The following is a 14897-nucleotide window of genomic DNA, read 5'->3' on the forward strand; positions in this document are numbered from 1 at the left end:
TATGGAAATTAACATAAATAATTTAACGAAGAAATTTGGCACAACAACCGCGGTAAATGATTTATCAATGACAGTGGAAAGTGGAAAATTAGTTGCACTTCTCGGGCCAAGTGGATGTGGTAAGACGACATTGTTGAACATGATTTCCGGAATCATTCCCAGTACAACTGGACAAATACTTTTCGACGGCAAAGATGTAACGAATCTACCTCCCGATCGTCGTGGTGTCGGGATGGTATTCCAAAACTACGCATTGTATCCGCATATGACGGTACTGGAAAATATTTGCTTTCCACTTGAAATTAAAAAAATTCCAAAAAAAGAACGCAGGGAGCGGGCAATGGAATTGGCAAAGTTAGTACATATCGAGGATTTTGTAAAGCGTAAGCCTGCCCAGCTTTCTGGTGGACAGCAGCAACGAGTTGCGATTGCGCGTGCCTTAGCGAAAAATCCTGATATTTTATTACTAGATGAACCATTAAGTAATTTGGATGCAAAATTACGGATTGAAATGCGTGAAGAAATCCGCAGAATTCAGCGAGACACAAATGTGACGACAATCTTTGTAACACATGACCAAGAGGAGGCTAGTAGTATTGCCGATTCAGTCGCATTATTTAAATTAGGGGAAATACAGCAATATGAAAGTCCAAATGAGCTGTATGATAATCCTGCAAATGCCTTTGTAGCTGATTTTCTCGGTGCGCCACCAATTAATAAACTATATGGTGTCGTAAAGAACAGGAAATTTGTTTTGGCAGATGAAAGTATGACACTTGATTTGGAAATACCACATTCCGTTGAAGATGGGAAACAGGTATTGCTAGCATTTCGTGCGGAGACAATTCGTATGAATCCAGAAAAAGTATCAACAAGTGCAACTGTAAAGGAAATTTATACACTTGGAAGGGATAAGCTGGCCATATTTAACCTTGGAACGAAGCTTGTTCGCGGTTATGTTGGAGAGGATATTGAGCTTGCGATTGGCGAACGAGTTCAGGTAGGATTCAAGCAAAAAGGCATATTCTTATTTGATGCCGAGACGGGAGTTCGTTATTTTTGAAGAAATTCATTAAGCGAGATATCGATAAACCCAAGCTGACAATACGAACCTTTTTAGAACCACTACTTTTTCTAGCGCCATTTTTAATTGGAATCATTATTTTTACCGTCTACCCTTTTATTAATGTTTTATTAATTTCTTTTCAAGAGGGTTATAATTTTTTATCACAACAGTTTTTATCTTATGGTTTAGAAAATTACCGAATGATCTTCCAAGACGAAAACTTTATTAATTCATTAAAGAATACAGGTATCTATATGTTTACAGTTGTACCGATTTCTACTGCGCTAGCAATAATTATTGCAGTATTATTAAATCAAAAGATTAAATTCAATGGCGTTTTTCAAACGGCCTATTTCTTACCAATGGTCACATCTGTTACAGCGGTAGGGCTAGTATGGAAGTGGATGTATAACTTTGATTATGGGATTATCAATTATTTACTTACCCTCTTCAATGTGGATGCGATTAATTGGCTAAATGATCCAAAATATAATATGCCAGCACTTATAATTTACGGGATATGGAGTATCTTGCCTTTTACGATTATTTTATTACTGTCGGGATTGCAAAATATTAATGAACAATATTATGTTGCTGCTAGGGCTGACGGTGCGAAGCCTTTCAGAATATTTCGCAGGATCACCGTTCCGTTGCTTGCACCAACTATCGGGCTTGTATTAATAATTAATATTATTAATACATCGAAAGTATTTGATGAATTATTTCCGTTATTTAACGGGCGTCCAGGCTCAGCATATTCCTTGTACACGGTTGTGTATTATTTATATGATATGTTCTATGTTAAATGGGAGTTGGGGCCTGCCGCTGCTAGTGCGACGATTCTATTTATACTTGTGTTTATCTTAACGATGATTCAATTGTTTATTCAAAGAAAATGGAGTAATTATTAGGGAAGGAAGGAGGAACTCGAGATGAAACAATTACAATTTGGAAAAATATTAATCTATCTTTTACTGATAGTTGGAGCAATCACGATGGTATTTCCTTTTTTCTGGATGTTTATTTCTTCACTGAAGACTGCTGCAGAAGTAAATACGACACCCCCGACACTATGGCCAAGTATACTGACATTTGATAATTTCATTTACGCGTTTGAAACAGCACCATTTGCAAGGTACTTCTTAAATTCTGTAATCGTTGCATTCTTTAATGTTGTGTTAACGGGGATTACAACGATACTTGCAGCTTTTGCTTTTTCAAGGCTTAAATTCCCTGGCAAAGAGGTCCTTTTTTCTTTGTTGCTATCGTTAATGATGATTCCATTTGAAATGCTCATTATTACAAACTATACGACGATTGCAGATTTGGGATTAATCGATACATTGTCAGCGATGATTATTCCATTCACATCAAGCATTTTTTACACGTATATATTACGAAACTTCTTTCAGTCGATTCCAGATAGCCTATACCATTCAGCTAGAATTGATGGAGCAAGTAATTGGAAATATTTATGGAAGATCATGGTGCCAATTGCTAAGCCTGCAATCATTACAATCTTGCTTCTTAATGCGATCTCGAGCTGGAACGCGTTTATGTGGCCAATGCTTGTCACAAATACAACGAATAATCGAACATTACCATTTGGATTATACGCATTTATTTCTGAGAGTGGCGTACGTTATGAAGTATTAATGGCTGCTTCAACGATCGTAATCCTACCAATGGTTATTTTGTTCCTATTTATGCGAAAAAGTATTGTAAGCAGTGTGGCACAGGGAGGTACGAAAGGATAAGTCACTGTTTTCCAATTAACTTTCGATTTTATCTTCTTGATGCTACTATTAGTTATATAGCGTAGTCTAGATATATAGACGTAACTTGATATAGTGTTAAAAAAGATACTAAGGAGAATGTTAAATGGAAAAATTACCGGAATATTGCCGTGTAGAAGATGCCCTAGGGATTTTGGTTGGAAAATGGAAACCAATTATTTTATTGCATTTATTACAAGAAGGGACGAAACGGTTTAGTGAGCTGAAACGTAATATCCCTGAAATCACACAGAAAATGCTAACAAAGCAGCTACGTGAGTTAGAAGATGAAGACATCGTTCAACGTGTCGTCTATCCACAGGTCCCGCCAAAAGTGGAGTATTCTATTACGGAATATGGTAAAAGTTTAGAACCAATACTAGATGCAATGCATGAATGGGGAGTAAAGCACACCCTTCATAAGAGGCAGAAGCAAAATGAACAGTCGAAAATGGAAACGGCTAGTGGGGAGTAAGCAAAAGATTATAAAAGAGTGTGTCTTTCACAATAATGTGGAGGCATACTCTTTTTTACATATCTATATTGTGCAATTTATATAAGGTTGTTGATTTTTCAAGTGATGGATGTTAATGTACATATGATATAAAACGCGGAATAGTGATAATTTTAAATTCAGATTTAGACAGTAGTTACCGTTCACACGTGAGTTTGATTTTTTCACTTCAATCAATATTGTTTGTCAGTGATAAGTCACTCTCTTACATACGACTCCTCCAACCCCAGCGGAAGAAATACACGCAGACTTCTGTGGGAAGAAGAGCCTAGGTGAGACTACGAAGCGCGTTAGCGTGAGTTGGCTCACCAGCTCCCCTAAGATGCGCGTAGTGTATTTCTGGAGCGACTATCCTTAGAGCCCTAAGTACTAAACTAGTTCGCATTTTATCTAATTAATGACGAAACTTACGGTTCAAAATAAGAATGTCAAACTTGGATATAATAATCGAGAAGTTCTACTACATGATAGAGAATAGGAGGGTTATTGAGTGTCAGAAGAAAATAAGAATCGCAACAAAGATAAGGGCAGACAGAAGAACCATGGATTAAAATACGATACAAGCCCGAAACGTGATGTGGAAATTGCAAGTGAAAATGAAAGTGAGTTCCTGAATTTAGATAATAAGAAGAATAAACGCAGCAGATAAAATGAAACCCCAATCATTGGGGTTTCATTTTGCTAAGAATATCTACACACCATGGTTAAGTTCTACTACATAAATTAAAAACTTAGTTAAAAGTACTGTGATTAGATAAGCTATTCCAAGCGAGCTTTTACCAGAAAAGTATAATGCGGCAGCAGCTAAAGTAAATACCATTAGTTGAAGAACTGAAAGTAGTGGTTCGTTTAATTGGTAGGTAGCTTTAGGTGCAAGAAATAGTCCCCAAAAGATTGCTACTAGTACTGGAGTACCCAAACCGATTAGAATTTTAATGAAAAATTCTTTGCCTAAATGGAATCCCCAATAGGAAAATGAAATAAGCCCTGCCACCTCTAAGAGAAATAATAATGCATATAAAGCATATTGGAAAATAATCAAAGAACACACACCCTTTTGAATTTTTTAAGCAAAATAATAATGCTCTTTACTTAAACCCCTTACCGTATGGTTGAATATATGCTTCTATTTGGTTAACAGGATGAAAGACCGTGTTACCATGGCAAACCTCTAGCTGTTTCGGGTTTAATTGTCGGAGAATCAAGCCACTATTTATTGCTTCCTCCATATCACCTGTAAACATAGACATTGGCTTTTTAAGTTTTCCATTCCTTGAGGTAAATAAGTCTCCCGACAGTAAAACTTGGTCTTCGTTATGATAATAAACGACGTGACCGGGTGAATGTCCAGGGGTTAAATAAGGGGTAAGCCCGGAAATGGTAAATAAGTCTCCTTGTTCACCGACTTGTAGTGCCTGAACGATGCCTTTTTCAACATTTTTCTCAATTTTTTTCCGTCTCGGGTAGAGTATCTCACCTTCCATATAAGGAATCTCAATTTGATGTGCATAGACAGGTACATCCATATCTTTCAATATTGTTTTTAAAGAGCCAACATGATCAGAATGCCCATGTGTGAGAAGAATTTGATTTAGTTGCAGTGGCGCATGCTGTTTCATAAATTTCATGATTCCTTGAGCCATTATTGGTATTCCAGTATCTACTAATGTGAGTCCGTCTTCATCAATAACAACCCAAACATGAATAGGGAAGGGGATCCAGCTCTTTAAACTCCAAATATGTTCTGAAACTCTTTTTATTTTCATTGTTTCTCCTCACTTAACTTTAAATTTGATTTAAATCCTGAAATAAGGATTTCCAATGATAGCTCGAATGTTGGAATTAATCGTTCGAGTAATTCTTCGGTAGGCTCATGCTGATAAGAGTAAGTACTTAAAATACCATATAAGTTATAGAAAAAAATACGTGAGTAGGCTAATAATTGATCATTATTTGGAAGAGACAAACATTCCCCAAGGACATTTTTCATGATGCTAAAAATCTCTAAGCGTAATTGATTAATTTCTAGCTTCGGCTTTTGTTCATCTATACGTGTAGATTTTACATTAATAAAAATGGTGTATAGGTTCTTATTATTTAAACAAAAGTGTATAAATTGATTGCTAATTTCCTTTAATTTATCTTCCGGCATTTTAGCATCTAATTGAACAATCGCTTGCATTTTTTGTTTTAAATGTGTAAGTGAAGGCATGGAAAGTTGATGAAGTAATGTTTCCTTATCTTTGAAATAAAGATAAATAGTGGTATGGGAACAGTTTGCCTGCTTTGCGATTTCCCTCATCGAAACAGTGTCATATCCTTTACTCGCAAAAAGCTTTCCAGCAGCAGAAAGAATTGCTTTTTTTGTTTCCTCTGAACGGTGTGATTGCTTGCTATTCATGATGATTATCATCTCATTTCTCTTTGGTATAACTTGTTCTTCAGCCAAAATAAAAACCAAAACTAACCGCTGGTTATATTATAACCGGTGGTTAGTTTTGGTGTCAATAAAATAATGGGGAATTTTAGACAAAAATGAAAAGTAGCCTAACATCTATTTTTAGCTCTTACGATTCACTACGAGTTTCACAAATGGAATAACCAATGTCGACAGAAATAATATTCGGAACAGCTGAAATGCAGTTACAATCGTTACATCTGCATGTACAGAAGCTGCAATGATACCCATCTGATCAAGCCCACCAGGAACGACGCTTAAAAAACTAGTTGAGAAGCTCATGTTAGACAGCTTTTGCATGAGAATACTTATAATGAATGCAAAAAATATAAGGATGCCGCTTGATACAAACGAATAGAAAATATGCCTTTTGGAAAGCTTCATATCTTCCTTCTTTAAAAGAAGCCCAATGTATATGCCGAGAAATAACTGCGCGAGATGCAAGAGCGAGGTTGGCATAATTGGTACGTCGATATTTGCTAGATTAAAACACATGATTAAGAAAACGGCTCCAAGTAAATAAGCAGTAGGAATATGGAGCATATTACAAAGCATTCCAACGAAATAACAAAGGATGAGAATCCCGATTAAATAAAAAGAATAGTCGCTAGCCACCGTTTCGGTTACGTTTTTTGTTTGCTCGCTTGTAACAATAAACGGTACGATGGAGACGATGATTAACACTCTTAGTACATGGTAAAACGTTACTGCTGTCACATCGATATTTTTTTGCTCTTCTGCAAAGATGACAACCTGAGATAATCCACCTGGGATGCATGATGTCATTGTGGTTCCTTGATCTGCCCCCGTTCTCTTCGCTATCAAGAAACTAATCAGTAGAAATAGCAGGAAAAAGGCGATATTGATAATAATCATATGTAGAAAGTATTGTTTCATATTATGTAATGCATCAATCGTGAAAGCAAAGCCAATCAAATAACCCGTGATGGCAAGCCCAATATTTCGAAATAGGGGTGGCCATTTCAGCCGGATTGGTGTGAATAATTGGGTGAGTAAAACCGCAAATAATGGACCAAGCATCCACGGCATCGGCGCACCAATGAATACAAAAAGCATCGCACCTACTAGTCCAATCACGAATGCTTTTGCCATTGGGAAAAAAAACATTGAATCAACTTCCTTCTTTGTGAATAAGTATGACGCATTTATTCTATATATTTTCGATAAATCAAATACATTTTATTTTCATCATACCTCGAATTTAGGCGGAAATGAACAATATATGTAAAAAATAGCCCAGTTAAAAAAACTGGGACTACCAATCAATATAGGAGATCACTTTTCAAGTACATCTAAATATTCGAAAACCCAATATATCGTTGTACGTCCTCGATAAATGTTGATGATACGCTAAAATCTCATATAATTGTTCATCAATAGTATCAGAGGGAGAGAAGTCTGGTGCATCCTCCACATTATCTTCTTCTATCTTCTGGTTGAATGTCTCGATTAACACTTGCTTAAAACCGGCTTGTTTTAGCAAGTTATGCCAATCCGATTCCGTGAGTAACTGTGAAAAGCCATAGAAATCTATTATCGATTTCTTTTCACTTTCAATAAGTGGTTGCTCCAGTACGATTTCAACGGCAATGAGCATACCACCGGGCTTTAGTATTCGCCTCAATTCATTTAATGCGACAGGGATGGTTGTAAATGCTAATACAGATTCAGAAAGAATTAGATCAAAAGAGGCATTATCAAGCAATAAATGTTCAATATCCCCATTTACGGTATGAACAGGCAGATTGTTAGATGAAAACCGTTTGATTGCCTTGTTGAGCATCATCTCATTATTGTCTAACGCAGTTATGAGACAACCGTATTTTTCTACAATATATGCAGTGGATTGTCCAGTACCACAGCCTGCGTCCAATACATGCTTTGTTGCATCAAGATTTATCGTAGAGAAGATATGCTTCGTCAGTTGAAGGGCACCGGGATGTGCACCGCCAACACCAAAGGATGCCAAAAAATCAAGATATGTGTGGACCAAGCCTATTCAACTCCTGCTTTAACAATATTGGGTTATCTTACCGTTTAATAAAACCTTTAATCAATGGGCTTACTTGTTTATACGCACTTTGCATTTGGTTGACGGATGAAAAGATACGGTTCATATCGAATTTTCCTTCATTATCTTGAAATAGAGATAATAATTTTGGATTATTAGGTGACTGTGCCCTTTGGGTTCGCCTCCGCTGATACCGAGAAGGGTATTGAGGGGGGAATGCACGTCTTTGTCTAGGTGGAAACATGGAATACACACCTCCTTTATTCAGTGCTCTACCAATATTTTATTCAAAGTACAGATTTACAATAAGTGAAGCAGCCTATGGTTGATTGAACCGATTCTGTTGTTTTGCATAATTTAGTGATAGAAATGATGAAAGGAGTGTACTGATGAGCATTATCCGGACAGACAAATGGTTGCTCGATTCGTATGATGACCCAATTAAAATGTGTGAAAAGCTAATTCCATATTTTGCAGGTGCTACTGGATATGAAATTTATCAATACTTAACATTACACGGAATGTATCGTCCATCAAAACGTGGATTGGATCAAGTGAAGTCTTTACAAGAAAGAGAAGTTTGGAAACTAGTTGAGAAGGAACGGAGAAAGCTACAGAAAGACTGGGAAGGCCCAAATGTACCAGTATTCATTTTTCCATCGGAATCGAATAATCGCAAGCTATTTCGTAGTTTTAATCGAAAATCGGGTTTAGCCTTTCATGACAAAGTCTTTTTATTTGTATCACCAGATAACTCTGGCACTGAAATCAAGGCATTGCTTACACATGAATATAATCATGTATGCCGCTTAAAGCATTATGATAAAAAGGAACAGGATTATGTATTACTAGATACCGTTATTTTGGAAGGACTAGCAGAGCATGCTGTTTATGAAAAATATGGGGAAGATTATGTAGCACATTGGGCATCCAATTATTCTGAAGACAAATTAGAGAATATGTGGAAAAACGATGTTTATCCGAATCGAAATCTTGCAAAAGCAGAGCGAAAACACAAAGAAATACTATTTGGTCTAACGAAATATCCAGACATGTTAGGCTACAGTGTTGGTTATTATTTAATAGGCAATTATTCCAAATCGTCAAATCTTATGTGTAGGGATTTACTAGCAATTGAATCGAATATACTGGCACAAATAGAAAAATAATATTGAATTGCCCAAATAAATGATAAACAGACGAATACTTTTCGTCTGTTTATCATTGCTTCTAACTATTATTACATGATGGAACCCGAATCAGCGCAGGAATAAATCATTTTACCAGAATAAAAAAGGTAGTAAAACGAGGGACGTAATCGCACCAATCGCAAATCCCGCGCCGAATCCACCATAACCACCGAATCCATATCCATATCCATATCCAAACCCGCCAAAATTTCGATTCCTCTCCATTGATGTTAAATAGACTCTTCTATTATCAACACGCCGGATAATTCCTCTATGAATTCTTCCGTCACGCATTCTAATCTCTACAGCTCTTCCCATATATTTATGGCAAAGTGCGTGGTTTTGTTCATAAGACATCCTTTCCACCTCCATTACCTGCTAATGAATACAGGATAGTATATGCAAGTAATCAGAATATCTAGAGGACAGGTGTATCAGGGGAAATGCTGAATTATTATAGTGCTACTTAATATTTATCCGATTAGACCAGCCCATATCAATTACGTGATCGTTGCATACATTAATATTGAAAGTTCGAGGAGGTGTGATATTCATGGGAGAAGCAGTTGGTCAAGGAAATTACGGTGGAGGTTTTGCATTGGTCGTCGTGTTGTTTATTTTACTGATTATCGTTGGTACATCCTTTGTTGGAGGAGTATATTAATATAAATTTAAACATATAGGAGGAGAACAAAATGGGGTTTGGATCTAATTGTGGATGTGAATACGGTGGATATGGTTATGGTGCACCTACTGTTGGTTATGGCGGTGGAGGATTTGTATTAATCGTTGTACTATTTATTTTACTAATTATTGTCGGAGCATCTTGGCTATAAATAGAAGTTGAATGATAAGAAATAATTTAGGAAAATAAGCTATCAGCAGCAGATAGCTTATTTTTTTGATTGCTTAGGACACTATAAAATTCTAATGCAGTAGATAACTTTAATACTGAGAATAGCCACGTCCAGCTCCAGCGCCCGTGCTCCTAGCGAGGCTTCCCTCACCTCCGTAATCTAAGTCAACCGCTTACGCTCCCAAAGAGTTTTCTTTATCTCAAAAGGCAAGGAGAAGTTCGACTAAGGCCGCCACTTCCTGTGGGGCGCAGTCCGTACACAGCTCAAACTAGCTTTAAGCTTTTGTTCTTTGAATAAATGTTTTCTTAAGATTGAGATAGGGAAGAGAATATTAATATAAGAAAAAGGAGTGTTAGTTTTGAATAAGTTGAATGCATTAATCTTGAATTGCTCGCTAAAGCCTTCTAATGAAAAATCGAATACAGATGCGCTTTTGCAGGATTTCATTGTTACCTTTGAAGAGAAACAAGTAGAAACTGAAACAATCAGAGTGGCAGATTATAATGTCGCATTTGGCGTGGATGATGATATGGGAAATGGGGATGAATGGCCCATCATTGCGGATAAAATTGAACAAGCTGACATTCTTCTTGTTGGTACACCAATTTGGCTTGGAGAGAAGAGTAGTGTTGCTAAGATGGTAATGGAAAGAATTAGTGGATCAGGGGCTAAGACGAATGAGCTGGGACAACCAGTTTATTATAATAAAGTTGCAGGTGCTGTAGTGACAGGAAATGAGGATGGTGCGAAACATGCAGCAAGAGACATTCTCTTTAGTCTTGGGCACTATGGATTCTCGTTACCGCCAAATCCGCTTTCCTATTGGGTCGGTGAGGCTGGACCAGGACCATCCTATATTGAAGCGGAAGGATATAAAAACGAATTTACGAAAAATAATGCCCAAGTAGCCAGTTATAATCTTGTACATTTAGCGGAGATCTTAGCAAATAATCCAATTCCAACAGAAGGAAATGTATTGGCGTAATTACGCTCGCACTTTATTTTTACAAATGAATCATCAGAAATCTAAACGCTCTCTAATTATGAAATAGGGAGCGTTTATTTTAGCAGGTAAGTGCAATTATGGCTGTTATCCAAAGTTTTGGCTCAACCCTAGTTTTCTAATAAATATAAAAAGAATAAATTCCCTCCATACAATCTCATTGATAGAGTTGACTACTTTAATCCTTACATTGAAAAGCAAGCTGTAGTTGTGAATGAAGGGGCTACTAAGATTTTTGTATTTCGATTTGTCGATTCAAGTTGGTATTTTTAGCTAATTTTGTTAATTTATTTGTAAAAAATAGTTAATTTGTATTATTTTGTATTGAAATAATAGTGCGAATTAACTATAATAAAAAGTAGTTACTGTCTTGTAAGGAAAACGCTGGCAATAAGTATGGTGTAATTTACATTTGAGTACAAAGATACAAAAAAGAGATCTTTATCATTATGTTAATCGTTGGGAGCGATCAATATTTCTGGAAAAGGTGGGAGAGTGGGGATGAAGTTTAATAGTTATCAAGAATTAGTTTCACAAAATCAGAAGCGGTATATACAGCATATTCAAAAGTTAAGCATGAATGATGCAGGACAAATAGTTTATAATGGTGAACTATTTACAATGTGGTGTCCACACAAACCAAACGAGCCGGATAAAGGGGACCTTTCTACATACTTCAACTTCATCATCCGCAATCATCTAATCGACGTAATCCAAGAACAATCGAGAGCATTTCAAATTAAAACCATCCACGAGACAATTAGAATTCAACCTAATATGCAGGCAGATCAAACATAAGGTATTATACTCTTTACATAACACGAGTGCAGTAGATGAAAAGAGCGTAGCAAATCTTTTCGACTTTGCCACGCTCTTTATTAGATTACAATGTTCTTAACTTAATTAAATCGTCATTATGTTTAACTGTTGTTCCTGGGGTCGCTTGTACATCCAAGTATTCCTCTGAATTGGTAATAACGACAGGTGTAGTTGTTTTATAACCTGCTTTTTGAATTGCATTAATGTCAAATTCGATAAGTAAATCACCCTGTTTGATTTGATCACCTTGTTGAACATGTGATGTAAAATATTGCCCATTAAGTTTAATGGTATCGACACCAATAAAAATTAATATTTCAGCACCAGCATTTGTTGTAATGCCGATTGCATGTCCAGTTGGGAATAGGGAAGTGACCCTACCATTAATGGGTGAAATAATTTTTCCAACTTCTGGTTCGATGGCAACCCCTTTTCCGACAGTTCCTGTTGCGAATAGTAAATCATCGACCTCAGATAGCTGTATAACTTTCCCAGCTAATGGGCTGCCAATTGTTTCTGGTTTCACGCCGACGACAAGATGATTAAAGTTATCTGCTTGTTTCTTACCTTTTCCTTCAAAACCGAATACATAGGTCAAAATAAATCCTAATAAGAAGGCTACTCCGATCCCGATTACATATTTCCCAATAGGTGAAAAGGCTGGAATCGATAGTAAGCTAGGAAGAACAAATTCTATCATTTTTACACCAAGACCACCATTAATTGCCCCACCGATTGCTCCAGCGATAATAATATAGATCATTGTTCGTCTATACCGTAAAATGATACCATAGCTAATTGCTTCGGTAGTCCCGGCTAATCCACCAGGTACGATCCCACTTGCAGCAAGTGCTTTTAAATCTTTGTCTCTAGTCTTAAGGAAAACAGCGATTGCAATCCCAACCTGTGCAAATGGTGCAGCAGCTGCCATTGGTATAATAGGGTCTGAGCCTGTTGCAAGATTAGCAATAGCAATAGGAATAACAGTCCAATGCAGACCAGCAATTGAAAGGAACGTCCATGTACTACCTAGTACAGCCCCAGCAAGAATTCCACTTTTAGCGCTTAAGAAACTAATGATTGAGCCAAGACCTTCACCAAGTAAAGTCCCAAATGGTCCAAATACGAGCATTGTCAATGGGACAAGTATGATTAAGGAAATCATTGGATTAATAAACATTTGAATATCTTTATAAATTATTTTTTTCAGGAGCTTATCCAATGGTGCATAAACTAGCATTGCAATAAAAATTGGAAACACAGTTGAAGAATAATCCGCCAACAGGACGGGCATTCCCAAGAAGTCGATTGAACCCACACCGTTATCCACAAGGTGTACGATTTCAGGTGTGAGTAGTGAAGCACCGACAACCCCTCCGACATATCCATTGGCACCAAGTTTATTGGCGATGGATATTCCTAGGAATACTGGTAGAAAATAAAAGACCGCTCCGCCAGCTGCGGACAAGACGATATAGGTACCGCTTTCAGAAGATAGCCAACCTATCATCGATAAAACCGCTACAAGTGCCTTTAACAATCCAGCGCCTGCCAGTAGTCCAATGATAGGTGCAAAGCTTCCAGAAAGTACATCTAAAATTTTAGATAAAAATGATTCTTTTTTGATATTTGATTGCTCTGGTTGATTACTCATAATAATTCTCCTAAACTTCATTTTAATATTGAATAACGCAAAAGGTTTCCTCTTTGATAGATATGTGTGACGAAGGTTATTACCAAAAGACTAGTAACAACCTAAATTTCTAATGATTCTTTTATACGGTTAGCGCTTTATTTTGTTTGTGTAAGCGTTGTTATGTTACAATTATAATTAAGTTTTATAAATATTGATAGGACTTTTTTAACAAAAACAGGATTATAATATCAATATTTAGGATGTGATATTTTTGGAGGGGAAATATGGAACCGTCACGATTAATTCCGACTGCAATGAAATTAAATCAGATTTCGAATTTAAATATATATATATTAGATCAATATAAAGATTTCATTTACTATCATGAGATATTAAAGATTCCCGATTTTATGCCAGGTTCAAGTCAGGCAGATATAATCGATTTACATAAAAAAATGGATCATGATGAACGTGTTTATTCCTATATAAATGAATGGGGACTACATTATTTCGGATTCCGCTTTCCCGATAAGCTGGATCGTTATACAATTATCATTGGTCCATATTTAGATGTAACACCAAGCATATATAGTTTGTCCAGGAATTATAATTTGAGTAGTCTAAAAGGGGAAGAACTGGGAGAAATTATTGACGAAATTCACGTACTAACGACAGACCAGGCAAATAGTTATGCTAGCGTACTCGCACAATTCAAATTCATGATAGAGAAAGAGCCGAAGCAGATAATCTTGGTTACCAATAAAGCGAAAGAAGCTGAGCAAACACGTATAGCAAACACGAAATTAGATGAAGAAACGGAATTAGTAGAACTACGTTATAAGATTGAAAGGGATTTTATGTATGCGGTTGAGCAAGGAAATAAAACAGAGGCATTAAAGCTTATTGGTTCAGGTAATCTATTGTTCTCGTTCTCAGATCGTTTTCCTAATCAGCCAATTAGAAGGGTAAAAAATATTTTGATTATCATGAATACAATGTTGCGAATTGCTGCAAAAAATAGTAATGTACCAACAATATTAATTCATCGTATCTCCGAGAAATATGCATTGCAAATTGAAAACTCAAAAAAATTAGCAACGCTCAATCAGTTGCAGGATAGTATGATTGTAGCATATTGTGATCTTGTTGCAGCAAACGCATTAAGCCATTATTCAAAAATGATCCAAATGGCAATTGAACATATCCAAACGTTTTATGATCAGCAGCTAAATATGTTAGAAATAGCGGATGCGTGCAATACGCATCCAAGTAACCTTTCCAGGAGGTTTAAAAAGGAAACCGGTTTGACAATAACTGCATACCAGCAGATGTTACGGATTAATCGTGCAAAGTATTTGCTCGTATCGGATCCATTAACAATAGAAGAAATCGCTTGGATTGTCGGCTATGAGGATTCTTCTTATTTTGCAAGAGTATTCAAGAAAGAAACGGGCATGACACCTACCGCATATCGGGAAGCAAACTAAGAAAAAAGCTGGTCTAATTTTTACATTAGATCAGCTTTAAAATTGCCATTTTTCACAGAT

19 protein-coding genes are annotated in these 14897 nt (G+C 36.5%); 11 read left to right on the plus strand and 8 right to left on the minus strand.

Going from position 1 to position 14897, the window contains the following annotated elements; all coding sequences use genetic code 11:
• Position 1 precedes the first annotated feature (1 nt).
• The 5 genes from CWR48_RS12285 to CWR48_RS20430 all read left to right on the plus strand — a co-directional run bounded on the left by CWR48_RS12285 (position 2) and on the right by CWR48_RS20430 (position 4004).
• Positions 2-1063, plus strand: coding sequence for an ABC transporter ATP-binding protein (locus tag CWR48_RS12285; RefSeq protein ID WP_115773523.1), 1062 nt, complete (start codon positions 2-4; stop codon positions 1061-1063).
• Positions 1060-1977 carry a carbohydrate ABC transporter permease gene (locus CWR48_RS12290; RefSeq protein WP_115773524.1) on the plus strand — a complete coding sequence of 306 codons (918 nt, stop codon included), beginning with the start codon at positions 1060-1062 and terminating at the stop codon, positions 1975-1977. Before CWR48_RS12285 ends, CWR48_RS12290 begins: the two co-directional genes overlap by 4 nt.
• A 21-nt stretch (positions 1978-1998) precedes the next feature.
• Entirely contained in the window at positions 1999-2823 is an 825-nt protein-coding gene (locus CWR48_RS12295; RefSeq protein ID WP_115773525.1) for a carbohydrate ABC transporter permease, read from the plus strand.
• A gap of 124 nt (positions 2824-2947) precedes the next feature.
• Positions 2948-3316: a winged helix-turn-helix transcriptional regulator gene (locus tag CWR48_RS12300; protein WP_115773526.1), complete on the plus strand. Its 369-nt coding sequence runs from the start codon at positions 2948-2950 to the stop codon at positions 3314-3316.
• Between the two features lie 529 nt (positions 3317-3845).
• On the plus strand, positions 3846-4004 hold the full coding sequence (locus CWR48_RS20430; RefSeq protein WP_170140752.1) for a hypothetical protein: 159 nt from the start codon (positions 3846-3848) through the stop codon (positions 4002-4004).
• 42 nt (positions 4005-4046) lie between these two features.
• Here the strand turns inward: CWR48_RS20430 and CWR48_RS12305 are convergent, their stop codons facing one another.
• From CWR48_RS12305 to CWR48_RS21210, 6 genes are all read right to left on the minus strand, one after another.
• Positions 4047-4397 (minus strand): YrdB family protein, encoded by a 351-nt coding sequence (locus tag CWR48_RS12305; protein ID WP_115773527.1) that lies wholly within the window; start codon positions 4395-4397, stop codon positions 4047-4049.
• Positions 4398-4443: 46 nt separating this feature from the next.
• Positions 4444-5121 carry an MBL fold metallo-hydrolase gene (locus CWR48_RS12310; protein WP_115773528.1) on the minus strand — a complete coding sequence of 226 codons (678 nt, stop codon included), beginning with the start codon at positions 5119-5121 and terminating at the stop codon, positions 4444-4446.
• Positions 5118-5768, minus strand: a complete 651-nt coding sequence (locus CWR48_RS12315; RefSeq protein ID WP_245976794.1) for a TetR/AcrR family transcriptional regulator — start codon at positions 5766-5768, stop codon at positions 5118-5120. Before CWR48_RS12315 ends, CWR48_RS12310 begins: the two co-directional genes overlap by 4 nt.
• Before the next feature lie 147 nt (positions 5769-5915).
• Positions 5916-6941, minus strand: coding sequence for an AbrB family transcriptional regulator (locus CWR48_RS12320; RefSeq protein ID WP_245976795.1), 1026 nt, complete (start codon positions 6939-6941; stop codon positions 5916-5918).
• A 175-nt stretch (positions 6942-7116) separates the two neighbouring features.
• Entirely contained in the window at positions 7117-7827 is a 711-nt protein-coding gene (locus CWR48_RS12325) for a class I SAM-dependent methyltransferase (RefSeq protein WP_115773529.1), read from the minus strand.
• A 37-nt stretch (positions 7828-7864) separates the two neighbouring features.
• Positions 7865-8089, minus strand: a complete 225-nt coding sequence (locus CWR48_RS21210; RefSeq protein ID WP_115773530.1) for a YppG family protein — start codon at positions 8087-8089, stop codon at positions 7865-7867.
• A 145-nt stretch (positions 8090-8234) separates the two neighbouring features.
• Here CWR48_RS21210 and CWR48_RS12335 point away from each other — a divergent pair, with 145 nt between their 5' ends.
• Positions 8235-9014, plus strand: a complete 780-nt coding sequence (locus CWR48_RS12335) for a DUF2268 domain-containing putative Zn-dependent protease (protein WP_115773531.1) — start codon at positions 8235-8237, stop codon at positions 9012-9014.
• A gap of 111 nt (positions 9015-9125) precedes the next feature.
• Here the strand turns inward: CWR48_RS12335 and CWR48_RS20830 are convergent, their stop codons facing one another.
• Positions 9126-9392, minus strand: coding sequence for a hypothetical protein (locus CWR48_RS20830; protein WP_115773532.1), 267 nt, complete (start codon positions 9390-9392; stop codon positions 9126-9128).
• 196 nt (positions 9393-9588) lie between these two features.
• Between CWR48_RS20830 and CWR48_RS12345 the strand changes: the two genes are divergently transcribed.
• The 4 genes from CWR48_RS12345 (at position 9589) to CWR48_RS12360 (ending at position 11693) form a co-directional block, all read left to right on the plus strand.
• The gene (locus tag CWR48_RS12345) at positions 9589-9699 is read left to right on the plus strand and encodes a YjcZ family sporulation protein (RefSeq protein WP_115773533.1); all 111 of its coding nucleotides are present in this window, start codon (positions 9589-9591) and stop codon (positions 9697-9699) included.
• A 31-nt stretch (positions 9700-9730) separates the two neighbouring features.
• Positions 9731-9871, plus strand: a complete 141-nt coding sequence (locus CWR48_RS12350) for a YjcZ family sporulation protein (RefSeq protein WP_115773534.1) — start codon at positions 9731-9733, stop codon at positions 9869-9871.
• Positions 9872-10250: 379 nt separating this feature from the next.
• Positions 10251-10877 carry a flavodoxin family protein gene (locus CWR48_RS12355; RefSeq protein ID WP_115773535.1) on the plus strand — a complete coding sequence of 209 codons (627 nt, stop codon included), beginning with the start codon at positions 10251-10253 and terminating at the stop codon, positions 10875-10877.
• Between the two features lie 519 nt (positions 10878-11396).
• The gene (locus tag CWR48_RS12360) at positions 11397-11693 is read left to right on the plus strand and encodes a hypothetical protein (RefSeq protein WP_115773536.1); all 297 of its coding nucleotides are present in this window, start codon (positions 11397-11399) and stop codon (positions 11691-11693) included.
• Between the two features lie 85 nt (positions 11694-11778).
• On the opposite strand, the gene CWR48_RS12365 is transcribed toward CWR48_RS12360, so the two are convergent.
• On the minus strand, positions 11779-13368 hold the full coding sequence (locus tag CWR48_RS12365) for a glucose PTS transporter subunit IIA (protein WP_115773537.1): 1590 nt from the start codon (positions 13366-13368) through the stop codon (positions 11779-11781).
• Positions 13369-13634: 266 nt separating this feature from the next.
• On the opposite strand from CWR48_RS12365, the gene CWR48_RS12370 reads away from it, so the two are divergent.
• Entirely contained in the window at positions 13635-14837 is a 1203-nt protein-coding gene (locus tag CWR48_RS12370; RefSeq protein WP_115773538.1) for an AraC family transcriptional regulator, read from the plus strand.
• Positions 14838-14897 lie beyond the last annotated feature (60 nt).

Source organism: Oceanobacillus arenosus (assembly GCF_003369575.1).
GTDB lineage: Bacteria > Bacillota > Bacilli > Bacillales > Amphibacillaceae > Oceanobacillus > Oceanobacillus arenosus.